The 22,416-nt window shown below is 59.2% G+C and carries 19 protein-coding genes; 13 read left to right on the plus strand and 6 right to left on the minus strand.

Translation table 11 applies throughout. The annotated features are described in order from the left end of the window. The first annotated feature begins 54 nt into the window (after window positions 1-54). The 6 genes from yoaA (at window position 55) to rnd (ending at window position 7,382) form a co-directional block, all read left to right on the plus strand. Window positions 55-1,974 carry a DNA repair helicase YoaA gene (yoaA, locus tag BN1125_RS06280; protein ID WP_042011284.1) on the plus strand — a complete coding sequence of 640 codons (1,920 nt, stop codon included), beginning with the start codon at window positions 55-57 and terminating at the stop codon, window positions 1,972-1,974. 90 nt (window positions 1,975-2,064) lie between these two features. Then, window positions 2,065-2,766: a tRNA (adenosine(37)-N6)-threonylcarbamoyltransferase complex dimerization subunit type 1 TsaB gene (gene tsaB / locus BN1125_RS06285; protein ID WP_042011285.1), complete on the plus strand. Its 702-nt coding sequence runs from the start codon at window positions 2,065-2,067 to the stop codon at window positions 2,764-2,766. A gap of 118 nt (window positions 2,767-2,884) precedes the next feature. Further along, a complete protein-coding gene (locus BN1125_RS06290) occupies window positions 2,885-3,400 on the plus strand; it encodes a Slp family lipoprotein (RefSeq protein ID WP_042011286.1) in 516 nt (171 codons plus the stop codon). Between the two features lie 8 nt (window positions 3,401-3,408). After that, the gene (locus tag BN1125_RS06295) at window positions 3,409-4,287 is read left to right on the plus strand and encodes an alpha/beta fold hydrolase (RefSeq protein WP_042011287.1); all 879 of its coding nucleotides are present in this window, start codon (window positions 3,409-3,411) and stop codon (window positions 4,285-4,287) included. Window positions 4,288-4,484: 197 nt separating this feature from the next. Beyond that, the gene (fadD, locus tag BN1125_RS06300; RefSeq protein ID WP_156993161.1) at window positions 4,485-6,161 is read left to right on the plus strand and encodes a long-chain-fatty-acid--CoA ligase FadD; all 1,677 of its coding nucleotides are present in this window, start codon (window positions 4,485-4,487) and stop codon (window positions 6,159-6,161) included. A 108-nt stretch (window positions 6,162-6,269) separates the two neighbouring features. Beyond that, complete coding sequence (rnd, locus tag BN1125_RS06305; RefSeq protein ID WP_042011289.1) at window positions 6,270-7,382, plus strand: ribonuclease D; 1,113 nt, start codon at window positions 6,270-6,272, stop codon at window positions 7,380-7,382. Window positions 7,383-7,568: 186 nt separating this feature from the next. Here rnd and BN1125_RS06310 read toward each other — a convergent pair whose 3' ends face one another. From BN1125_RS06310 to selD, 3 genes are read right to left on the minus strand one after another with little or no spacing between them, the layout of a single operon-like run. Next, window positions 7,569-8,213, minus strand: coding sequence for an MBL fold metallo-hydrolase (locus tag BN1125_RS06310; protein ID WP_042011290.1), 645 nt, complete (start codon window positions 8,211-8,213; stop codon window positions 7,569-7,571). 21 nt (window positions 8,214-8,234) lie between these two features. Next, a complete protein-coding gene (gene mnmH, locus BN1125_RS06315; protein ID WP_042011291.1) occupies window positions 8,235-9,350 on the minus strand; it encodes a tRNA 2-selenouridine(34) synthase MnmH in 1,116 nt (371 codons plus the stop codon). Then, window positions 9,347-10,384, minus strand: a complete 1,038-nt coding sequence (selD, locus tag BN1125_RS06320; RefSeq protein WP_042011292.1) for a selenide, water dikinase SelD — start codon at window positions 10,382-10,384, stop codon at window positions 9,347-9,349. Before selD ends, mnmH begins: the two co-directional genes overlap by 4 nt. A gap of 325 nt (window positions 10,385-10,709) precedes the next feature. On the opposite strand from selD, the gene BN1125_RS06325 reads away from it, so the two are divergent. Continuing rightward, window positions 10,710-11,123 carry a GNAT family N-acetyltransferase gene (locus BN1125_RS06325; RefSeq protein WP_042011293.1) on the plus strand — a complete coding sequence of 138 codons (414 nt, stop codon included), beginning with the start codon at window positions 10,710-10,712 and terminating at the stop codon, window positions 11,121-11,123. A gap of 111 nt (window positions 11,124-11,234) precedes the next feature. On the opposite strand, the gene BN1125_RS06330 is transcribed toward BN1125_RS06325, so the two are convergent. Both BN1125_RS06330 and BN1125_RS06335 read right to left on the minus strand, forming a co-directional pair. Beyond that, window positions 11,235-12,428 (minus strand): class I SAM-dependent methyltransferase, encoded by a 1,194-nt coding sequence (locus tag BN1125_RS06330; RefSeq protein WP_042011294.1) that lies wholly within the window; start codon window positions 12,426-12,428, stop codon window positions 11,235-11,237. Window positions 12,429-12,541: 113 nt separating this feature from the next. Continuing rightward, window positions 12,542-13,972, minus strand: coding sequence for a methyl-accepting chemotaxis protein (locus BN1125_RS06335; RefSeq protein ID WP_042011295.1), 1,431 nt, complete (start codon window positions 13,970-13,972; stop codon window positions 12,542-12,544). A gap of 83 nt (window positions 13,973-14,055) precedes the next feature. On the opposite strand from BN1125_RS06335, the gene yccX reads away from it, so the two are divergent. Both yccX and BN1125_RS06345 read left to right on the plus strand, forming a co-directional pair. Continuing rightward, window positions 14,056-14,328 carry an acylphosphatase gene (gene yccX / locus BN1125_RS06340; protein WP_042011296.1) on the plus strand — a complete coding sequence of 91 codons (273 nt, stop codon included), beginning with the start codon at window positions 14,056-14,058 and terminating at the stop codon, window positions 14,326-14,328. A 15-nt stretch (window positions 14,329-14,343) separates the two neighbouring features. Further along, a complete protein-coding gene (locus tag BN1125_RS06345) occupies window positions 14,344-15,207 on the plus strand; it encodes a CHAD domain-containing protein (RefSeq protein WP_042011297.1) in 864 nt (287 codons plus the stop codon). A gap of 141 nt (window positions 15,208-15,348) precedes the next feature. Here the strand turns inward: BN1125_RS06345 and metG are convergent, their stop codons facing one another. After that, window positions 15,349-17,382, minus strand: coding sequence for a methionine--tRNA ligase (metG, locus tag BN1125_RS06350; RefSeq protein WP_042011298.1), 2,034 nt, complete (start codon window positions 17,380-17,382; stop codon window positions 15,349-15,351). Window positions 17,383-17,568: 186 nt separating this feature from the next. Between metG and apbC the strand changes: the two genes are divergently transcribed. From apbC to BN1125_RS06370, 4 genes are all read left to right on the plus strand, one after another. Further along, on the plus strand, window positions 17,569-18,651 hold the full coding sequence (gene apbC, locus BN1125_RS06355) for an iron-sulfur cluster carrier protein ApbC (protein ID WP_042011299.1): 1,083 nt from the start codon (window positions 17,569-17,571) through the stop codon (window positions 18,649-18,651). Window positions 18,652-18,761: 110 nt separating this feature from the next. Next, complete coding sequence (gene udk, locus BN1125_RS06360) at window positions 18,762-19,406, plus strand: uridine kinase (protein WP_042011300.1); 645 nt, start codon at window positions 18,762-18,764, stop codon at window positions 19,404-19,406. A 66-nt stretch (window positions 19,407-19,472) separates the two neighbouring features. Continuing rightward, window positions 19,473-20,054, plus strand: coding sequence for a dCTP deaminase (gene dcd, locus BN1125_RS06365; protein ID WP_005336719.1), 582 nt, complete (start codon window positions 19,473-19,475; stop codon window positions 20,052-20,054). Window positions 20,055-20,429: 375 nt separating this feature from the next. Continuing rightward, window positions 20,430-21,899, plus strand: coding sequence for an inorganic phosphate transporter (locus BN1125_RS06370; RefSeq protein WP_042011301.1), 1,470 nt, complete (start codon window positions 20,430-20,432; stop codon window positions 21,897-21,899). The last annotated feature ends 517 nt before the right edge of the window (window positions 21,900-22,416 follow it).

Genomic DNA, 22,416 nt, shown 5'->3' on the forward strand with positions numbered 1-22,416 from the left:
CCCGCTTTTGCCGCGCTTTTGGCATAATGGCCGCTTTTGCTGCGGGACGCCCTTTTGAACATCCAGACCCTGTTCAAGCCAGATGGCCCTCTGGCCAGCCATATCGACGGTTTCAAAGCCCGCGCCCCCCAACTGGAGATGGCCGAAGCGGTCGCGCGCGCCATCAAAAGTGGTGGTCGTCTGCTGGTGGAGGCGGGGACCGGTACTGGCAAGACTTATGCCTATCTGGTGCCTGCGCTGGAATCCGGCAAGCGGGTGGTGATCAGCACCGGCTCGAAGAACCTGCAGGAACAGCTCTTCTATCGGGATCTCCCGACCATTACCGGTGCGCTCTCCTACACCCCGCCGGTGGCTCTGCTCAAGGGGCGCAGCAACTATCTCTGCATCGAGCGGATGAACCGGCTCTTGAGCGAATCCCATCTGCAAAAGCCTGACATCCTGAGCGATCTGGTGAAGATCAAATCCTGGTCCACCGCCACCGATAACGGCGATGTGGGGGATATTCCGGGATTGCAGGAGAACGCCGAGATCCTCGCTCACGTCACCAGCACCAATGAAAATTGCCTCGGCCGTGACTGCCCCTATTACGACGACTGCCATCTGGTGGTGGCCCGTCGCCGCGCCATGGATGCCCGGGTGGTGGTGATCAATCATCACCTCTTTTTCGCCGATATGGCGGTGAAAGACACCGGGTTTGGCGAGTTGGTGCCGGAGGCGCAAGTCTACGTTTTTGATGAGGCGCACCAGCTGCCGGAGATCGCCACCAACTACTTCGGCAAGTCGGTGGGTAGCCGAACGATTCAGGATCTGGCGCAGGATATCCAGCTGGCCTATCGGGCAGAGGCGCACGACATGGCCCAGCTCGGCAAGGCGGCGGACCGGCTCGCTATCGCCAGTCAGGATCTGCGTCTGGCCTTCGGGGTGGATGGCGGTCGCGGCAATACCCGCGACATGCTGCGCCAGCCGCTTTGGGGGCAGGCTTTGGCTCGTCTCAACGATGCCATCGGGCTTTGCTACGAAGTGCTCAAACTGGCTCTCGGCCGGGGTGAGCAGCTGGATCACGCCTTCGAGCGCATCAGTGAACTGCGCACCCGTCTTGGCGAGGTGCTGGCGGTTAACCAGACCGGTTTCTCCTACTGGTACGACTGCTCACGGCTTCATTTCACCCTCAATCTGACGCCGCTTTCGGTGGCCGAGCGATTCAGTGCCGAGGTGCAAAGACCGGAAGTGGCCTGGGTCTTCACCTCCGCCACCCTGACGGTGGATATGCGGTTTGATCACTTCAAAGCCGAGCTGGGGCTAGCGGGCAGCGCCGAGCTGATCCTCGACAGTCCGTTCGACTATGGCGAGCAGGCGCGGCTCTGTGTGCCCCGTTATCTGCCGGAGCCCAACGCCTTTGGCCGTGGCGAGCAGCTGGCCAATCTGATGATCCCCCTCATCAACAAGACGCCGGGGGGCTGTTTCTTCCTCTGCACCAGCCATCAGGTGATGCGTCAGGTGGCCGAGGTGCTGCGCCGGGAGATTGGCCGCACCGTCTTGCTGCAGGGGGAGGACAACAAGCAGCGGTTGCTCAAGGAGTTTGTCGAGAATGGCCGTGCCGTGCTGGTGGCGACCAGCAGTTTCTGGGAGGGGATCGACGTACGAGGGGCGGCGTTGTCGTGTGTTATCATCGACAAGCTGCCGTTTGCCAGCCCCGATGATCCGCTGCTCAAGGCGCGGGTGGATGATTGCAAGCTCAAGGGGGGCGATCCCTTCGCCGAGCTGCAACTGCCCAAGGCGGTGATTGCCCTCAAACAGGGGGTGGGGCGGCTTATTCGTGATCGCAGTGATCACGGGGTGCTGGTCATCTGTGATCCACGAATGGTCAACAAGCCCTATGGCGCCACCTTTATCAAGAGTCTGCCCGCCATCCCGCGTACCAGGGAGTTGGGAACGCTGGGGAGCTTTTTCGATCGCACTGAACGCGGTGAATAAGTGTGCCGCCAGATAACAGATTTGAACAACGGGTGAGCATATCTCGCTTGCCGGTTATGTAATTGACTGATTTTATAGAGATTGGAACGCATGAACGAGTTGAAGATCCTGGCCGTAGATACCGCCACCGAAGCCTGCTCAGCCGCCTTGCTGGTGGGTGACAGGCAGTTCTCCCGTTGGGAGGAGGCGCCACGGGATCACACCCGCAAGATCCTCCCGATGGTGCAGTCTCTGTTAGACGAGGCGGGAATAAGTTTGAGCGATCTGGATGCCATCGCGTTTGGCCGTGGCCCAGGCTCCTTTACCGGCGTGCGGATCGGCATTAGCGTGGCGCAGGGGCTGGCGTTTGGCGCCGGTGTGCCGCTGATTGGTATCTCGACGCTGGCCGCCATGGCGCAAGGGGCCTATCGTCTCGACGGCGCCGAGCAGGTGCTGACCGCCATCGATGCGCGGATGAACGAGGTCTATTTCGGCCGCTATGAGCTGATCGATGGCCGCATGCAGCTGGTGGGCAATGAGGTGGTGAGCGATCCCGCGGCACTGGTTGACGTCAGTGGCAAGCTGGCGGGTCGGGTGACCTGCGTCGGCACCGGGTTTGAGACCTATGGCGAGACCCTGAGTGGTCTGGCCGATGAGCTGGCGGTGAGCCAGGTGCGCTTCCCGGCAGCAGAGGACATGCTGCCGCTGGCCCGTGCCGCCTGGCTGGCGGGGGAGGCGGTGCCGGTTGAGCAGGCGACGCCGGTCTATTTGCGTGACAAGGTGACCTGGAAAAAACTGCCGGGTCGTGAGTAAGGGACGGGTAGACAACGGCCGTGGTGCCGCCCTTGCTACCAACCGATGAACATCCTCTGTCGGCTGGTGCTGTCAGCACGGCAGGGGCGGGCACTGACGATCTGGAAAGGAGAGTGACATGTTCAGGCGTGCAATGGTGATGGGTGCGGCTGTGTTGCTACTGGCAGCCTGCAGCTCGGTCCCCAAGGAGCTGGCCTATGAACCCGAAAATCAGCTGGTGGCCTATCCACCTGCCCTGGGCGGGATGGAGGGCAAACCGGCTCGCTGGAGCGGCGTCATTTCTGCGGTGCACAACAAGGCAGATCAGAGCGTTATTGAAGTGGTCTATCTGCCGCTCAAATCCAACGGCGTGCCGGAGCAGACCGAGCAGAGCCCGGGTCGCTTTCTGGCCATCATGAAGGGCTTTGTCGATCCGACCCTCTATGCCAAGGGGCGCAGCCTGACGGTGCTTGGCACCATTGGCAAACCGGTAGATAGCCAGATTGGCGAGCACAAGTACCGCTTCTCGGTGCTCAATGTGACGGGCAGCAAGCTGTGGCCGCCAGTCAAAGAGGTGGAGGTGCGCTATATGGACCCTTACTTCTACGACCCCTTCTATGATCCCTTCTGGCCGAGATGGCCGCTGCGTCGCTAAGGCTGGCCATGATCGACAGCATCAAGAGCACTCTGCACGGACGTCAGCTCACCTTGGTGGATGGTAGGCAGGTGGCCCTGCTGGAGAACCAATCCGCTGAGCATGATCAGCAGGGCAAACCCCTGCTGATTGCTCTGCACGGTTGGCTCGACAACAGTGCCAGCTTCTTGCCGCTGGCGCCGCATCTGGGGGATTTTCACCTCATCTGTGTCGATCTGCCGGGACACGGCCACTCCGATCACAAGACCACCTCTTATGTCTTTGTCGACTGGCTGGACGATCTCTACCAGATCGTCCAGGCGGCAGGGTGGTCGCGTTTCACTCTGCTCGGCCACTCCCTCGGGGCGCTGATCGCCTCGGCCTATGCCGGGGTGTTTCCCGAACAGGTGGAGCGGCTGATCATGCTGGAGGGGCTGGGGCCGCTCAGCCAACCCGATGAGGAGGTGCCTGCCCAGTTGCGGCGGGCGATTTTAAATCGCAGCCGTACCCGTGAGCGCATCGCTAGCGGCTTTGCCTCGCTTGATGAGGCGGTGACCGCCCGTTGTAAGGTGGCGGACATCACGCCGGCAGCGGCACGCCTTATCTGTGAACGGCAGCTTGAGGAGCGGGCAGGGCGTTGGCACTGGCGCAGCGATCCCAGATTGCGGGATCTCTCGCCCCTTAGAATGAGCGAGGGACAGGCCAGGGCACTGATGGCGGCAATTCGTTGTCCGGTGTTGTTTATCCGGGGGGAACAGGGCTTTGCTGCACTGGCAGCGCAATGGCAAGTCCGTCATGATGCCTTTCAGCAGATCGAACGGGTCATATTGGGCGGAAACCACCATTTTCATATGGAAAATCCGGCCGATACGGCCGTTTGTATCGTAAAATTTTGCCAATTTCGGTAGAATCACCAGCTTTCAATAATTCCAGGTTTGTTTTCTCCCTCACACTTTTCTGTTGTTAATTTGCTGTTAATTGATGTTGCACTGTGTAAGTATTGCGTCATTAGAGCATCAGCTTAAAACAGTCGATTGAAATAGATGTGAACTGGGACGGAGGCAACACAGTGAGCGCACAGGTGCTAGTTATGCAGGAGAAGTTCGTGGAAAAAGTCTGGCTGAAGCGTTATCCGGAAGGGGTTCCTGCCGAGATTAATCCAGACCAGTACGGCTCCCTGGTCGAGATGTTCGAATCCTCGGTGACCCAGTTTGCCGACCAGCCTGCCTTCGTCAACATGGGGCAGACCATCACCTACCGCCGACTGGAAGAGCAGTCCCGTGCCTTTGCTGCCTATTTGCAAAACGAGTTGAAGCTGGAGAAGGGGGATCGGGTCGCGGTGATGATGCCGAACCTGCTGCAATATCCCATCGCCGTGTTCGGCATCCTGCGCGCTGGCATGATAGTGGTCAATGTCAACCCGCTTTATACCCCGCGCGAGCTGGAGCATCAGCTCAAGGACTCCGGTGCCAAGGCCATCGTTATCGTCTCCAACTTTGCCCATACCCTGGAAAAGGTGGTCTACGACACCCCGGTCAAGCACGTCATTCTGACCCGAATGGGGGACAACTTGGGGCTGGCCAAGGGCACCCTGGTCAACTTCGTGGTGAAATACGTCAAGAAGCTGGTGCCGAAATACAATCTGCCCCACGCCACCACCATGCGTCAGGCGTTGGTGAAAGGGCGTTACCAGCAGTACATCAAGCCGGAGATCAGCAACGACGATCTCGCCTTCCTGCAGTACACCGGCGGCACGACCGGCCTCTCCAAAGGGGCCATGCTGACCCATCGCAACATGATTGCCAACGTCGAGCAGTGCCTCGGTGTCTATGGCCCCATGCTGGAGCGTGGCAAGGAGTTCGTGGTCACGGCGTTGCCGCTCTATCACGTCTTTGCCCTGACGGTAAACTGCATGCTGTTTATGCGGATCGGCGGTTACAACCTGCTGATCAGCAACCCGCGCGATATCCCGGGTTTTGTCAAAGAGATCAAGAAGTATCCCTTTACCTGTATCACCGGGGTCAACACCCTGTTCAATGCGCTGGTCAACAATGAGGAGTTCCAGGGCATCGCCTTTGACAAGCTCAAACTGACCATCGGCGGCGGCATGGCGGTGCAGCGTGCGGTGGCGGAGAAGTGGAAAGGGCTGACCGGAACCCCCTTGCTGGAAGGTTATGGCCTGACCGAATGCTCGCCGCTGGTGAGCGTCTGCCCCTACGATCTGACCGATTACAACGGCTCCATCGGTCTGCCGGTCTGCTCCACCGATATCCGTCTGGTGGATGACAACGGTCAGGTGATCCACGCCCACGGCACCCCCGGCGAGATGCAGGTCCGTGGCCCGCAGGTGATGAGCGGCTACTGGCAGCGCCCCGAGGCGACCGCCGAAGTGATGCAGGATGGTTGGCTCTGTACCGGTGATATCGCGGTGTGCGATGAACAGGGCTTCTTCAAGATCGTCGATCGCAAGAAAGACATGATCCTGGTCTCCGGTTTCAACGTCTATCCGAACGAAATCGAAGACGTGGTCGCCCTGCACCCGAAAGTGCTGGAAGTGGCCGCCGTCGGCGTACCACATAAGGTGTCCGGCGAGCTGGTGAAGATCTTTGTGGTCAAGAAAGATGCAAAATTGCAGGAGGACGAGATTATTGCCCACTGCCGTACACATCTGACTGCCTATAAGGTGCCGAAACTGGTAGAATTTCGCGACGAACTTCCCAAGACCAATGTGGGCAAGATCCTGCGCCGCGTACTGCGCGACGAGGAGATTGCCAAGCAATAACCGGACTGCGGCTGCAGAATCCTCTGCACACCAGCACCGCCGTTATGCAAAACCGTGGGTCATCCCACGGTTTTTTCTTTTTGGCCCTGAATAACCGCGCAGGCACAGATGCATTATCAACTTATCACTCAGCAAGCCGACTTTGAGCACTATCTCGCTTCTCTGGCCGACGTTCCCCTGGCTATCGATACTGAATTCGTTCGCACCCGCACCTACTATCCCCAGCTTGGCCTATTCCAGATCTACGATGGCCAGCAACTGGCACTGCTCGACCCGCTTACCCTCGATCTGACGCCACTCTGGCAACGACTGGGCCGGGAGGGGCAGATTGCCATCCTGCACGCCTCCGGCGAAGATTTGGAGCTGATCCAGCACCAGGCGGGCCATCTGCCCAACCAGATGCACGACACCCAGCTGGCCACTGCGTTTCTCGGTTACGGCGTCTCGGTCGGCTTTGGTGCGCTGGTTAACGAATTCCTCGGGGTTGAGTTGGAAAAAGATCAGGCGCGCACCGACTGGCTGGCCCGCCCGCTTACGCCGCGTCAGCTCGAATACGCGGCGGCGGATGTGTTCTACCTGATGCCGCTCTACGAGAAGGTGATGGCCAAACTGCGAGAAAGCGGCAAGTTTGCCTGGTTCGAACAGGAGTGCCAGAACCACTCCGCCCGCAAGACCCAGGGCAGCGATCCCCGTCAGGCTTACCTTGAAATCGTCAACGCCTGGCAATTGGGTCGCCGCGAGCTGGCCATCCTGCGCGAGCTGGCCGCCTGGCGCCAGCAAGAGGCGGTACGCCGCGATCTGGCCCTCAACTTCGTGGTCAAGGAGCTGCACCTGTTCAAGGTGGCGGAGCGTCGGCCAGCCTCCCTGCGGGATCTCAACGAGCTGGGACTCTCACCCATCGAGATCAAGATCCATGGCAAGCGAATGCTCGATATCGTTGCCAAGGCTCAGCAGAGTGATCCCGACAGCTGGCCCGAGGCCATTCGCCGGCTGGTGGACTACCCCCAGTACAAGGCCGAGCTCAAGCGGATCAAGGCCATGGTGGAAGAGAAGGCCAAGGCCAGCAACATTCCGCCCGAGCTGATTGCCAGCAAGAAGATCATTCATCAGTACTTCACCTGGAGCTGGCGGATGAACGATGAAGAACGGGCCCGCAGCGACAAGCCGATGTTGCTGCAAGGGTGGCGTCATGAGCTGGTAGGGCATCTGCTGGCACAATAAGCCATCAGATTGCTACACCTATTAATTTAATCCTCACCCCCGGGTGGGGATTTTTATTGGACGAAAAGACAAGCGGGCATGCTGAACTGGGAAAACGAGGGTGTTCTTGATTGGCCGTATAGCGGGAATCGAGAATGAAAAAGAGAGCAGAGAGAAAAGGCAGCGGAAAACCGCTGCCTTTTTTGATCACCAGATAGGCTGGGTCAGGTAGGGGTTGCTCGCCTTCTCGCGGCCGAAGGTGGAGCTGGGGCCGTGGCCCGGGATAAAGACAATTTCGTCGCCCAGCGGCAGCAGGGTCTCGGTGATCGACGTGATTAGCGTACCGTGATCCCCACGGGGAAAGTCGGTACGGCCAATGCTGCCGGCAAACAGCACGTCGCCGACCCAGGCGAGTTTTTCGGCCTGTGAGAGCAGCACGATATGGCCCGGAGTGTGACCGGGGCAGAAGTAGACCTCCAGCTCGCACCGGCCAACCTGCACCTTGTCACCCTGCTCAAGCCAGCGATCCGGCGTGAAGGCGGGGGTATGGGCGAAGCCGAACATCTGGCTCTGCTGGGGCAGCATGTCGAGCCAGAAAGCGTCTTCCTTGTGGGGACCGGTAATGGCGACGCCAGTTTTTTCCCGCAGCTCGGCGGCGGCCCCCACATGATCCAGATGACCGTGGGTTAGCAGGATGTGGCTCAGAGTCAGCCCGCGCTTGGCGATGGCGGCCAGCAGCTTGTCTGCTTCGCCACCCGGGTCGATCAGCGCCGCCTGATGGGTCTCGTCACACCAGACGAGGGAGCAGTTCTGGGCGAACTGGGTGACCGGGATCACCTCGAATTTCAACATAGAGTTCCTCTCTTGGGATGGTCAGCCGCGCAGAGCGTTGGCATGTTGCTCGGCGAAATAGTCGAGGCAGGCCTGCTTGTCACCGCGAAACACGATGCGCTCCTGCTTGTTGCCAAGCTGATAGAGATACATGGGGTCGTAGTAGCGGGTGAGCAGCAGGGTGATCCAGGCCAGATGCAGCGCGGTATCGCCGCTCTTTTCCTGCTCGGTGAGGGCGGTCTGCATCAGGGCATCCAGCTCGCGGTGGGCCTGATCGCCGAGACGGCGCTTGAGACGGGCCAGCGCATCGGTGAGGTAGGCGGCAAACAGCGGCCAACCGGCTTCCTGGCCATACATGGCTTGATAGCGCAGCCAGAGATCGTGCACATAATCTTCGCGGATCTGCTCGGCGCGCTCCTCTTGCGGCACATCCACCACCACCAGCGGGGCCTGACTCATGGCCTCGTGCAGAGAGATGGGCAGGCAGCAGCGGCCAATCAGCCGGCTCTCATCCTCGACCACGAAGGCCTGCTCGCCCTGATGGCGGCGCTTGAGCAGTTCGATGGCGAGGTTGTTTTCAAAGTTGATGTTGCTGGGCTGACCGCCGGGCAGCTGACCAAACGAGGAACCCCTGTGATGGGCATGTCCTTCCAGATCGAGCGCCTGGGCCACGTGGTCCAGCATATGGGTCTTGCCGGAGCCGGTCATGCCGGTCAGCACGGTCCAGTGACACTCGGCAGAGGCCTTGTCCTGGGTGTCTATCAGGAAACGGCGCAGCTCCTTGTAACCACCGGCGACGCGGGGACGGGTGATCCCCGCCTCCTGGATCCACTGCTGAACGGTTTGCGAGCGCAGGCCGCCGCGAAAGCAGTAGAGCAGGGCATCGGGCTGCTGGCGCAACTGCGTCAGCCAGCCTTCGAGCCGCTCGGCCCGCACGGTTCCCCCTACCAGCTGGTGACCCAGTGCGATGGCGGCCTCCTGACCCTGTTTTTTATAACAGGTGCCCACTTGGGCGCGCTCGTCATCTGTCATCAGCGGCAGGCTGCTGGCACAGGGGAAGGCCCCCTCCTTGAACTCGATGGGGGCGCGGACATCAATCAAGGGCACATCGTCTAAAAAGATCCGGGCGTAGTCGCTGGCCAGTGGTAATTCACTCATTGGACAATCTCGATAAAGCGGGTGCCCTCAAGGGGCTTGATCTGGCCGATGGGCGAGAGTGCTAGCCCAGCTTCTTGCGCGATGGCGAGCAGCTCGGCTTCGCTCTCTTTACCCACGGCGACCAGCAGGCCGCCACTGGTTTGCGGATCGCACATGATGTTGCGGGTGCGATCGTCCATGGCATCGAGCTTGTGGCCGTAGGAGTCGTGGTTGCGCAGGGTACCGCCCGGGACGCAGCCCTCAGAGAGGTAGTAATCCACCTCATCCAGCAGCGGCAGCGCCTTGAAGTCGAGCCGGGCGCTGACATTTGATCCTTCACACATCTCCAGCAGATGGCCAGCCAGACCAAAGCCGGTGACGTCGGTCATGGCGTGGACTCCCGGCAGTTCGGCAAAGCGCTGGCCGATCTTGTTGAGGGTGCACATGGCGTTGGGGGCCAGCTGCTCGTGTTCGGGTTTCAGCTTACCCTTCTTCTGGGCAGTGGTGAGGATACCGATACCAAGGGGCTTGGTCAGATAGAGGGTGTCACCCACCTGGGCGGTGTCGTTCTGCTTGATGGCGTCAAGGGGCACAATACCGGTTACCGCGAGGCCGAAGATGGGCTCGGGGGCATCGATGCTGTGACCACCGGCCAGCGAAATGCCCGCTTCATGGCACACCTGACGGCCGCCGTCGATCACCTGCTGGGCCACTTCGGCGGGCAGGGTATTGATGGGCCAGCCGAGGATGGCAATGGCAACGATGGGCTTGCCGCCCATGGCGTAGATATCGCTGATGGCGTTGGTGGCGGCGATGCGGCCAAAGGTGAAGGGGTCATCGACGATGGGCATGAAGAAGTCGGTGGTGGAGACAATGCCCTGACCGTTGCCGATATCGACCACGGCCGCATCATCCTTGCTGCTGTTGCCAACGATCAGGGTCGGGTCGTTGAAGCCCGGGATCTGGCTCTTGAGGATGGTGTCGAGTACCTTGGGAGAAATTTTGCAGCCGCAGCCAGCGCCGTGGCTGTATTGGGTCAGACGAATGGAAGACATGTTTACCCCTAATGCAGCGGCTCTGTGGAGCCGTCTTGGTCAATGGGCGGCCTTGTAGAGAGAATGACAAGAAGCCGCAAATATGGGTGGCCTCGGTGCCAACAGGGGCAGCGATGACTGGCAGTGATGGAGGACCGCCAGGCCGGACGGGGAAGAAAAGGGCGACAAGGTGCACCAGCGCAGCCCCGCCAAGGGCCACAGGACGGAGCATTATGCCACATTTGCCCCTTGGGGTTCGAACAGGAATTCATATAAGCAGCCGGGAATTGCCCGCGCGTGTTGCATCAGGCGAGGGTTCTTTGGCTGCAATCAGGAGGAATAAGTCGTGCCAATCCGATTTTTGATCAACCAGCCCATCACGGCGCTGCAGTTTGTGGCGCTGCTCGAACAGACCACGCTGGGGGCTAGGCGTCCCATCGACAATCTGGCCACCCTGCTGGGGATGCTGGATCACGCCAATCTGCTGGTCACCGCCTGGCAGGGGACGTCGCTGGTCGGGGTGGCCCGTTCGGTGACCGACTTTCATTTTTGTTGCTACCTCTCGGATCTGGCGGTAGCCGAGTCGGTGCAGGGGCAGGGGATTGGCAAAGCCCTTATTCGCGAGACGTTTTTGCAATTGCAGCCCGGCTGCAAGCTGATCCTGCTGGCGGCGCCGCAGGCGGTGGACTACTACCCCAAGCTCGGCTTTAGCCAGCACCCGAGCGCCTGGGTGATGAACAGTCTGGATGAGCTGATCTGAGGAGAGTGATGCGGGTCCAACTCCAACGCCGTTATTGGGCAAACACAGTGGTGGGGAAAAAATCAGGCCCGCAAGGGGCCTGATTGATCACAAGGGGAGGGGGACTGCCGATCAGCGGGCGCGCACCACCAGACCCTTGAGGTAGAAGCCTTCCGGATAGGCGGTACCGATGGGGTGATCAGACGCCTGGGAGAGCAGCTCCAGGATCTGGGCATCGCGACCGGCATCGAGCGCCGCATCGGCCACGATCTTCTGGAACAGGCTCTGCTCCATCAGGCCGGAGCAGGAGTAGGTCAAGAGCACACCACCCGGCGCCAGCAGCTGGAACGCCAGCATGTTGATGTCCTTGTAGCCGCGGCAGGCCCCCAGCAACTGGGCCTTGCTCTCGGCAAACTTGGGCGGATCCAGCACGATGACGTCGAACTTCTCGCCCTTCTCGCGGTATTCACGCAGCAGCTTGAACACGTCGTGACGGATAAACTGGGTGTTGCTGGTATCGAGCCCGTTCAGCTCGGCGTTCTGTCGGGCGATATCCAGTGCGTTCTGGGAGAGATCGACGTTGACCACCTCTTTGGCGCCGCCCTTGAGGGCATAAACGCCAAAACCGCCGGTGTAGCTGAAGCAGTTGAGTACGCGCTTGCCTTCGGTGTACTTGGAGGCGGCCTGACGGTTGTCTCGCTGATCCAGATAGAAACCGGTTTTGTGGCCATTGCGAATATCCACCAGGATCTTGACGCCGCCGTTCTCCTCGATCACTACCGGCTCGTTCGGGGTCTCGCCATAGATGACGCCGGTGCGCTCTTTCAGCCCTTCCTTCTTGCGTACCGCCACGTCGGATCGCTCATAGATGCTGCACTCTGGGTAGAGGGTACGCAGCGCTTGCGTGATCAGCTCGCGCTGGAACTCGGCACCGGCGGAGAGAATTTGGCACACCAGAAAATCGGCATAACGGTCGATGGTCAAGCCTGGCAGGCCATCTGATTCGGCGGCGCAGAGGCGATAGCCGGTGAGCCCCTGACGCTTGATCAGCGGATCGCGAGACTCCTGGGCATATTTGAGGCGACGGATAAAGAAATCGAGATCGATGGTCTCGTTCTTGTCGAAGGTCCAGACCCGGGCACGGATCTGGGAGCTGCCTGACCAGGCGCCACGGGCCAGCCACTTGCCATCGTTGGCATAGATCTCGACGGTGTCGCCGTCAACGGGGTTGCCTTCAACCCGCTCAATCCCCTTGGAGAAGATCCAGGGATGACGGCGCAGCAGGGATTTTTCGCGGCCTTTGACGAGATAGATGAACACGCTCATGGATGTTTGCCGATGGTAGAAAGAAAAGGGGCCACATTCTATGTGGCCCGCAGCTAAAACTCAAACAACCCTGTGTAATGGATGGGGTTGCCCTGATCTGGCAGCTTATATGGTCATATCTTAATCCCCTTGAGTGCCTGGGTCAGCTCGGTGGCGGTGGCTTTCAGTCCCTGAGTTCCGGCTACCGAGGCGCTGGCGGAGGCTTCCACCTGTGCCGCTTCGTGGCGTACCTGATCGAGATTGTGGGTGATGTCGGCGGCGACCGCGCTCTGCTCTTCGCTGGCGGTGGCGATCTGGCTGCTCATCTCCAGCACCGCATCGCTGTGGTTGCTCAGTTTCTCGATATCCAGCCCTACCTCGCTGATGAGCTGCTGGCTGCTGGCGGCGCGCTCGACGGTCTTCTCCATGATCTCGTTGAGGGCGCCGGTGCCGCCCTGCAGCTCTTCGATCATCTGCTGGATCTCCACCGTCGCCTGTTGGGTGCGACTGGCGAGGGTGCGCACTTCATCCGCCACCACGGCAAAGCCGCGACCCTGCTCACCGGCACGGGCCGCTTCGATAGCTGCGTTGAGGGCCAGCAAGTTGGTCTGCTGGGAGATGGCGTTGATGACGTTGACCACCTCGTTGATCCGGTTGGCATTGTGGGTGAGGCGCTCCACCGCGCCGGAGGCGTTACCTATCTCGTCGGCCAGGGTGCGGATCGCCGCTATGGTACGAGCAACTCGGTTGGCGCCATTGGCCGCCTCTTCACTCGACTGGCGAGTCTGTTGCAGGGTGTCGTTGGCATTGCGGGCCACTTCGCGGATGGCCGTCGACATCTGTTCCATGGCGGTGGCCAGCGAATCCATGTGCTGGCGCTGGGAGCGCGCCATGGTCTCGCCTTCGCGGGCATGGTCACGAAACTCGTCGGCGGCCATGGTCAGCGCTTCGGCAGACTCTTCCACCAGCTTGACGATCTGATGCTGGCGATCGGTAAAGCGGTCGATGCTGCCCGCCAGGGTGGAGAACTCATCGCGCACCGGGAAAAAGTTGAGTCGGAAGGTGAGATCCCCGTCCGCCACGGTTTGCAACGCCTTGTTGGTGGAGTAGAGGGCACCGGAGACAAAGGTCATCATGTAGTGGCTCACCAGTGCCATCAGAGCGGCCAGTGCGCCGATCAGGATCAGGGTCGAGCCCTGACCTTCCCACATGGAGAGCTTGCCGGTATCGAGACCGCCGGTGACGTAGCCCGCCTGACCCGCTGGCGCGGTAAACTGGTAGTGATCCCCTCGCTGCTGCAACCCGCCAATGCCTTGCTGAGCCAGCTGCAGATCAGCAGACAATACCAGGGTGGGCTGCTGACTAACTAACTGCGCCGTTGTCTCGACCCGCTGCTGCAACTGCGCTACCCGCAGGGAGATCTCTTGCTGATGGCTGGCCGCCAGCATGTACCAGCTGAGGAAGGCTATGATGAAGAGCGGAAGCCAGAACGCAATATGGAATTTTTCACTGATGGTGAGGTGAATGAGATAGCGGTCAACCCACCGGAATTTAACTTCTTTCATAATGGAACTGCATCCTGCAGAGATAGAGTGTCGGGATACATTATCGTCTCGGAAAATTTTTTCTTAAGTGGAAGGTGTGAGAAATGGGAGAGCAATCGTTTGTCATTCGGGTGTGGGGGCAGGTGCAGGGCGTCGGGTTTCGCTATTTCACTCGCGAGCGAGCCTTGCAACTGGGCCTGCGAGGCCATGCCTACAATCTCGAGGATGGCTCGGTGGAGATCCTGATCTGCGGCCCCGCGCAGGGGGTGCAGATGATGTTGGGCTGGCTGGAGCATGGCCCACGCACCGCCAGAGTGACCCGGATGGAGTATGAAGAGGCGCTGCCGCCCACCGGTCAGGGCTTTCACACCAACTGAAGCGGCGGGGACGAGATGAACGCTGACAAGGAAGGTCTGTTGCTGACTCAGGCAAAGGGTTGGGTCGCCCGTTATCAGGAGGTTGCGCGGGCGGTGCGTGAAGAGGCCAGCGAACCGGCCGTGCATGGCTACCGTATCGCGGCGCGCCGCTTGCTGGCGCTGCTAGCCCTGTGGCGGCCATTGGTCTATCACCCCGAGCTGGAGAGGCGTCTGCTGCGCTCGGTCGGGCGGCTCTCGGCGCTGCGGGATGCGCAGGTCTACGCCGAGCGTTTTGGCAAGCCGTCTGCCGCCATGACGGGCCCCCATGCACCTGTTTGCCGAGTGCCCATGTTGTCGCGCCGACTAACCCGCTGGCTTGCGGCTGTGGCGCAGGTGCCGGATGCGCGGGCATTGGTGTCGCTTTATCAGCAACATCTGGCCCTGCGGCTTGATGAGGCGCAGTGCGTCCTCGATGAACTTCCTCTCTCTACCGGAAAATCGGCCCACTCTCGTCGTCAACAGTTGCGCCGCTGGCATCGGCTGCGCCTCGAGATCAAGCAGGTCCGTTATGGCGTTGAGCTGCTGCAGGCGCTGGGGGTCGGGGAGCAGAGCTGGTTGAGCACCCTGACTCATTGGCAGGAGCGACTCGGCCAGTTGCAGGATTGGCGTCAATGGCGGCGGAGGTTGCGAGCAGAGCAGGGACGCCCCCACAAGCAAACGAAACGGTGGCAGCAGTTGAAGCAAAAGATCACTGCCCGTTTGCGTCAACTGGACTGCCAGCAGGCGGAGCTGGTGGCGCTCAAACTGGCGATGCAGGCAGGCCACAGCATGAATGACATGCCAAGTCGGGTGGTCAGGTATTCAGAACAAAATGTATCGTCCGCCAAGTCTGGTGGATAGTCCCGAGGCCGCAATCTACGGAAGTCATCCGCGACAAGCACCGACAAAACTATCCAGGCCAAACAGGTGAGACAAAAAAAGAGAGACCGTTTGGCCTCTCTTCTGTATCTGGTTGTACATGTCTCTCAGTGAGCAAGATGCTTACTTGACGCGCATCCCCGGCTGGGCACCATCCTGCGGCTCCAGGATCCAGAGATCCTTGCCACCCGGGCCTGCGGCCAGCACCATGCCTTCGGACATGCCGAAACGCATCTTGCGCGGCGCCAGGTTGGCCACCATCACGGTCAGCTTGCCTTCCAGATCTTCCGGGTTGTAAGCGGACTTGATACCGGCAAACACCTGACGGGTTTCGCCGCCGATATCCAGTTGCAGCTTGAGCAGCTTCTCGGCTTCCGGTACCGCTTCAGCCTTCTTGATCAGCGCGACGCGCAGGTCAATCTTGGCAAAATCGTCATAGGTGATGGTCTCGCTAATGGGATCCTCTGCAAGCGGGCCGGTCACTTTCGGTGCCTGCTCCTTGGCCAGGTCTTCCTTGGAGGCTTCCACCATGGCTTCGACCTTGGCCGGCTCGATGCGGGAGAAGAGGGCCTTGAATGGGGCGACGGTGTGGTCAACCAGCGGGGCGGCGATGCCGTCCCAGGTCAGGGTCTCACCCAGGAAGGTTTCGGCACGTTCGGCCAGCAGCGGCATGACGGGCTTGAGGTAGGCCATCAGCACCCGGAACAGGTTGATACCGACCGAGCAGACCGCTTGCAGTTCGGCATCCGCCCCTTCCTGCTTGGCGATGACCCAGGGGGCCTTGTCGTCCACGTAGCGGTTGGCCTTGTCGGCCAGCGCCATGATCTCGCGGATGGCACGGCTGAACTCGCGGCTCTCATAAGCCTCGGCGATGGCGGTACGGGCGTTGGCGAATTCGGCGTAGAGCTCGGGTTCGGCGCAGGTTGCCGCCAGCTTGCCGCCAAAACGCTTGGCGATAAAGCCGGCGTTGCGGGAGGCGAGGTTGACCAGCTTGTTGACCACGTCAGCGTTGACCCGCTGCACGAAATCTTCGAGGTTCAGGTCCAGATCGTCGATGCGGCTGTTGAGCTTGGCGGCGTAGTAGTAACGCAGGCACTCCGGATCCAGGTGGTTCAGGTAGGTGGATGCCTTGATAAAGGTGCCCTTGGATTTGGACATCTTGGCGCCGTTGACGGTCACATAGCCGTGCACGTTGACCTTGGTCGGCTTGCGGAAGTTGGCACCTTCTAGCATGGACGGCCAGAACAGGCAGTGGAAGTAGGCGATATCCTTGCCGATGAAGTGGTAGAGCTCGGCGTCGGAGTCCGCTTTCCAGTAGCTGTCAAAGTCGATGTCGCCACGCTTGTTGCACAGGTTCTTGAAGGAAGCCATGTAACCGATGGGCGCATCCAGCCAGACGTAGAAGTACTTGCCCGGGGCGCCGGGAATTTCGAACCCGAAGTAGGGGGCATCACGGGTGATGTCCCACTGCTGCAAGCCGCTTTCGAACCACTCCTGCATCTTGTTAGCCATCTCTTCCTGAATGGCGCCGGAGCCGCGCACCCACTCAGAGAGCCATTTTTCAAACTGCGGCAGGTCGAAGAAGAAGTGCTCGGAGTCCTTCATTACAGGAGTCGCGCCGGAGACGGCAGATTTCGGATCGATCAGCTCAGTCGGGCTGTAGGTGGCGCCGCAGCTGTCGCAGTTGTCGCCATACTGCTCCGGAGATTTGCACTTGGGGCAGGTTCCCTTGACGAAACGGTCCGGCAGGAACATGGATTTTTCCGGATCGAACAGCTGGGAGATGGTGCGGCTCTTGATAAAGCCACCATTTTTCAGGCGGCCGTAGATAAGCGTGGCCAGCTCGCGGTTTTCGTCGCTGTGGGTGGAGTGATAGTTGTCAAAGCTGATGTTGAACCCGGCGAAGTCGGCCTGGTGCTCCTTGGAGACAGCCGCAATCATCTCTTCCGGGGTGATACCCATCTGTTGCGCCTTGAGCATGATCGGGGTGCCGTGGGCATCATCGGCACAGATGAAGTGCACCTGATGACCGCGCATTCGCTGATAACGAACCCAGATATCGGCCTGGATGTGTTCCAGCATGTGGCCAAGGTGAATGGAGCCATTGGCATAGGGGAGGGCGCAGGTTACCAGCATTTTACGAGGATCAGTTGCCATATTACGTTCTTGATGTGCTTGTTGGGATGATAGAGTGCCGTGCATGTTACCCGAATTGGGGGTAGCCTGCCTAGGGTTGTGGCTGTGCCGACCTTGGTAGCATCTGCCGCTGTGATGGCAGGCAAGCCACTGATTTGTGTGCGGTAACCGTTCACCTCAAGATAAAGACAAGATAATGAGGAGTTAATGGTGATTGATTCAGTAAAACAGATCCTCGCCGAATTCAAGCCAGCAGGCTGGCCCAAGGATCTGGTGGATGCCGGATTCGTTCGGGAGATCATCAATCAGGGGCTGGGGCTCTCTATCCGGCTGGTATTGCCGTTTGCCGGTCTCTCGCTGCTCGATCAGCTCAAAGAGAGCTACGATGCCAGGCTGCGCAGCGCCACCGGTGCCGCCCGTATCGACTGGGCGCTGGAGATTGACGTTGCCAGCATGCCACGGGCGCAGGGGCTCAATGCCGTGCAGGGGATTCGCAACATCATCGTGGTTGCCTCCGGCAAGGGGGGGGTGGGCAAATCCACCACCGCTGTCAATCTGGCGCTGGCCCTGCAAAAAGAGGGGGCGCGGGTCGCCATTCTCGACGCCGATATATATGGCCCCTCCATCCCCACCATGATGGGCACCCTCAAAGAGCGCCCGGTCAGCCATGACGGCAAGCTGATGGAGCCGGTGATGGCCTGTGGCCTCAAGAGCAACAGCATTGGCTATCTGGTCTCCGAGCAGGATGCCACCATCTGGCGCGGCCCCATGGCGAGCAAGGCGCTGGCGCAGATCCTCCATGAGACCCGTTGGGGCGAGGTGGATTATCTGGTGGTCGACATGCCTCCGGGCACTGGCGATATCCAGCTCACTATGGCTCAGCAGGTGCCCACCTCGGCGGCAGTGATCGTCACCACCCCGCAGGATGTGGCGCTGGCCGATGCCCGCAAGGGGATCGCCATGTTCAACAAGGTCAATGTGCCGGTGCTCGGTATTATCGAGAACATGAGCTACCACGTCTGCAGCGCCTGTGGTCATCATGAGCCGCTGTTTGGTACCGGTGGCGGCCAGAAGATGGCAGAGCAGTATCAAGTGGCACTGCTTGGTCAATTACCGCTGCACATCGATATCCGCCAACACATGGATGATGGCTGTCCGACGGTGTTCGGCGCACCGGAAGGAAGCCTGGCTCAGGCTTATTTGAAGCTGGCGCGCAGGGTAGGGGCTGAACTCTTTTTCAGCGCAAAACCGATTGCGACCCCCCTCTATGCCATGGCGCTGGATGAATAATCGGCGGTCGGTCACTTGAAAGGGAATTGAGGGTGGGCATGACCCACCCTTTTTTATATAATGGATCGGTTTAAACCATCCCCACTGCTCTTCTCTTTTAGGTATTTGTCATGTCTGATACTCAACATTCGTGTGTGATCATCGGTATTGCGGGCGCATCTGCGTCTGGCAAAAGTCTTATAGCCCAGACCATTTATGAAGAGCTGGTGGCCGAACTGGGCGCAGGTCAGATTGGTGTGATTACCGAAGATTGCTACTACCGCGATCAGACCCATATGACAATGGAAGAGCGTATCAAGACCAACTATGACCACCCCAATGCACTGGATCACGACTTACTGGTACAGCACCTGAGTCAGTTGGTTAAAGGTGATGCGGTCGCCATTCCCCAGTACTCGTACACCGAACATACCCGGATGAGTGAAGTGACCCCGTTTGCGCCGCGCCGGGTGATCATTCTGGAAGGGATCCTGCTGCTGACCGACAGCCGTCTGCGGGATCTGATGGATGCCTCCATCTTTATGGATACCCCCCTCGATATCTGCCTGCTGCGCCGTTTGGTGCGTGACGTGCAGGAGCGTGGCCGTACCATGGACTCCGTGCTCAAGCAGTATCAGAAGACGGTGCGTCCCATGTTCCTGCAGTTTATCGAGCCATCCAAGCAATATGCCGATGTGATCGTGCCCCGTGGCGGCAAGAACCGCATCGCTATCGACATGCTCAAGGCGCGTATTCGCCACATGTTGATTGGCTAACAAGATGAAACAAGCCGGGTGATGCCCGGCTTTTTTAAACGCACAATTTGTCAGGAGAGTCGCCCAATGCGTCTGTGTGATACCGATATCGAACGCCATCTGGATGAAGGCAAGATCGTCATTGAGCCAAGGCCCGGTGTAGAGCGGATCAGTGGCGTCAGTGTCGATGTGCTGCTGGGTAACGAGTTTCGGGTGTTTCGCGATCATACCGCTCCCTATATTGACCTGAGCGGTCCGAGCAGCGAGATGGCCGATGCCATCGATCGGGTGATGAGTGACGAGATCCACATCCCCGATGGTGAGGCCTTCTATCTGCACCCGGGCCAGCTGGCTCTGGCGGTGACATATGAATCTGTTACCCTGCCGGCCGATATTGTCGGCTGGCTGGATGGTCGCTCCTCATTGGCGCGCCTGGGGCTGATGGTGCACGTGACTGCGCACCGGATTGATCCGGGTTGGTCCGGTCGCATCGTGCTGGAGTTCTACAACGGCGGTAAACTACCGCTGGCGCTGCGCCCCAAGATGAAGATCGGTGCGCTGAACTTCGAGATGCTCTCCGGTGTGGCCGCCCGTCCTTACAACAAGCGGGAAAATGCCAAGTACAAGAGTCAGCAGGGCGCCGTTGCCAGCCGTATCAACCAGGATTGATGACAGGTCGCACTGCGAAGAGTGAGGGAGCACAAGGTGCTCCCTTTTTTTATCGGGAATCGAACGGATATGGCGTTTGGCGCTCTGGCCGGATGAGATTGGCTGGGCAACTATGTTTTCTCACTCTTTTTGCCCTATTTTTTGTCATAAAAGCGTCATCTAAATGAAGTTATTAGTTGGAATATCCGCGATATTGCCCCTTTCCTGCCATCAATGATGGCTTTAATTAATCCATGGCAAGCCAGATGTTGACTGGAGTTAAGATATTTTTTTCTAAAAAGCTCTTTATTTTTATGACTGAAATATTTCAAGGGTGGCTATGGTGTTGGCCGCCATCTGGCATAATCCGCCGCAACTCATAAACAGGCTTTTTTTATGTTTGAAATGTTCAGTGGTTTGGGTTTGTGGTGGTCAATCGGTTTGGTATTAGCCGTTTTTTTTGTGCTTGCCTATGAATTTATCAACGGCTTTCACGATACCGCCAACGCGGTAGCAACGGTTATCTATACCAAGGCGATGCCGGCTCATCTGGCGGTTGTCGCATCGGGTATCTTCAACTTTTTTGGCGTCATGTTTGGCGGCCTGGGTGTGGCGTATGCCATTGTCCATTTGCTGCCCATCGACTTGCTGCTTGGAATGGACTCAACCCAGGGGTTGATCATGGTCTTCTCCTTGCTGTTTTCTGCCATCGTGTGGAATCTGGGCACCTGGTATTTCGGGATCCCGGCTTCCAGCTCACACACGCTGATCGGTTCCATCCTGGGGGTCGGCGGCGCCTATGCCTGGATCACTCACCAGCCGGTGACCGAAGGGATCAACGTGGGCAAGGCGATCGATATCATGCTCTCTCTGATCATCTCTCCCACCATTGGGTTCATCATTGCGGCCTTGCTGCTGCTGGCGATGAAGCGCATCTGGACCAGCGACAAGATCCATAAAACGCCGGAAGAGCGTCAGCTGGTGGATGGCAAGAAACACCCGCCGTTCTGGGCCCGTCTGACCCTGGTGGCTTCCGCCATGGGGGTGAGCTTCGTGCACGGCTCCAACGATGGCCAGAAGGGGATCGGTCTGGTGATGCTGGTGCTGATCTGCATGGCACCTGCCTATTTCGCGCTGGACATGAACAGCCGCGCCTATGATCTGGACCGGACCCAGGATGCCAACCAGCGCATCATGGAGATCTACCAGCGCAACCAGTCTGCCATCGCGGGTGTGATCAACTTCTCCGCGCCGGCAATCGCCCAGGAAGAGCTGATGACCCACTGCTCCGCCGATGGCGTGCTGCAGGCGATGGCTACCCTGGATGCCCGTCTGGCTGCCGTGCGCACCTACGAGCAGATGAGCCTGACTGATCGCCGTGAAGTCCGTCGTCTGCTGCTCTGTATCGATGACACAGCCCGCAAGGTTGCCAAGCTGCCGCTGCCGGCCAAGGAGCTGACCGATCTGGCCAAATGGCGCAAGGATCTGACCGCGACCGCTGAGTATGCACCAACCTGGGTCATCGTCTCCATCGCGCTGGCACTCGGTTGCGGCACCATGGTGGGCTGGCGTCGCATCGTCCATACCGTGGGGGAGAAGATCGGCTCCACTGGCATGACTTACAGCCAGGGTATTGCGGCCCAGATCACCGCGGCCAGTGCCATCGGTGTGGCCAGTTTGACCGGTATGCCGGTATCCACCACTCACATCCTATCTTCTGCGGTGGCGGGTACCATGGTGGCCAACAAATCGGGCCTGCAGAGCCAGACAATCAAGACCATTCTGATGGCCTGGGTGCTGACTTTGCCGATGACCATGCTGCTCTCAGGCGGTCTCTTTATCGTCAGTAATCATCTGTTTGGCTAATTGCCAGTAGCATCCTCTATAAAGGATTTCCATGGCTGTCTCTTGAACACAACTCGTGTGGCTCAAGAGACAGCACCAGATCATCGCCTGCCAGGAGGGTCTGTACCTACATCAGCCCTCCCATAACCCCCAAGCCAGGCTCGCCCCGTTTGCTTCCAGCCCCCCAGTATCGCTATGCCATATTCGGCGCGGCCTTCTTCTCCAGCTTCAACCACAGCAACGTCCAGCTCTTCGTACCCTGCAGCCCTTTGCCGCCTCTCCTGCTTGCCAGCCTCTTCTTTGATACATCGCAACGGCAGTAGCCGCACCGCGATAAAAGCCAGGGTGATGCTCATTCGTGTCAGGTTCTGGCAAACGTGGTGTTGAACACGGCTTCTCAACTGCCTCGCTGCACTTGGCTGCTTGGGAGGCGCTACAAGGGGGCTGGCTTAACAAGTTTTGCCGTTTATCGAGGCTTCCCGTCCCTCTCGGTGTCAATGAGTGTTGCGCCGAGAAATGGTGCTGGTGGTTAAAAAGA

The organism is Aeromonas fluvialis (assembly GCF_000819885.1).
Classification (GTDB): Bacteria; Pseudomonadota; Gammaproteobacteria; order Enterobacterales; family Aeromonadaceae; genus Aeromonas; species Aeromonas fluvialis.

Coding starts and splice junctions, on each gene's coding strand:
- tsaB (WP_042011285.1), top strand. CDS start 2,065: ATGAACGAGTTGAAGATCCTGGCCGTAGATACCGCCACCGAAGCCTGC.
- BN1125_RS06290 (WP_042011286.1), top strand. CDS start 2,885: ATGTTCAGGCGTGCAATGGTGATGGGTGCGGCTGTGTTGCTACTGGCA.
- BN1125_RS06295 (WP_042011287.1), top strand. CDS start 3,409: ATGATCGACAGCATCAAGAGCACTCTGCACGGACGTCAGCTCACCTTG.
- rnd (WP_042011289.1), top strand. CDS start 6,270: ATGCATTATCAACTTATCACTCAGCAAGCCGACTTTGAGCACTATCTC.
- BN1125_RS06310 (WP_042011290.1), bottom strand. CDS start 8,213: ATGTTGAAATTCGAGGTGATCCCGGTCACCCAGTTCGCCCAGAACTGC.
- mnmH (WP_042011291.1), bottom strand. CDS start 9,350: ATGAGTGAATTACCACTGGCCAGCGACTACGCCCGGATCTTTTTAGAC.
- selD (WP_042011292.1), bottom strand. CDS start 10,384: ATGTCTTCCATTCGTCTGACCCAATACAGCCACGGCGCTGGCTGCGGC.
- BN1125_RS06330 (WP_042011294.1), bottom strand. CDS start 12,428: ATGAGCGTGTTCATCTATCTCGTCAAAGGCCGCGAAAAATCCCTGCTG.
- BN1125_RS06335 (WP_042011295.1), bottom strand. CDS start 13,972: ATGAAAGAAGTTAAATTCCGGTGGGTTGACCGCTATCTCATTCACCTC.
- yccX (WP_042011296.1), top strand. CDS start 14,056: ATGGGAGAGCAATCGTTTGTCATTCGGGTGTGGGGGCAGGTGCAGGGC.
- BN1125_RS06345 (WP_042011297.1), top strand. CDS start 14,344: ATGAACGCTGACAAGGAAGGTCTGTTGCTGACTCAGGCAAAGGGTTGG.
- metG (WP_042011298.1), bottom strand. CDS start 17,382: ATGGCAACTGATCCTCGTAAAATGCTGGTAACCTGCGCCCTCCCCTAT.
- apbC (WP_042011299.1), top strand. CDS start 17,569: ATGGTGATTGATTCAGTAAAACAGATCCTCGCCGAATTCAAGCCAGCA.
- udk (WP_042011300.1), top strand. CDS start 18,762: ATGTCTGATACTCAACATTCGTGTGTGATCATCGGTATTGCGGGCGCA.
- dcd (WP_005336719.1), top strand. CDS start 19,473: ATGCGTCTGTGTGATACCGATATCGAACGCCATCTGGATGAAGGCAAG.
- BN1125_RS06370 (WP_042011301.1), top strand. CDS start 20,430: ATGTTTGAAATGTTCAGTGGTTTGGGTTTGTGGTGGTCAATCGGTTTG.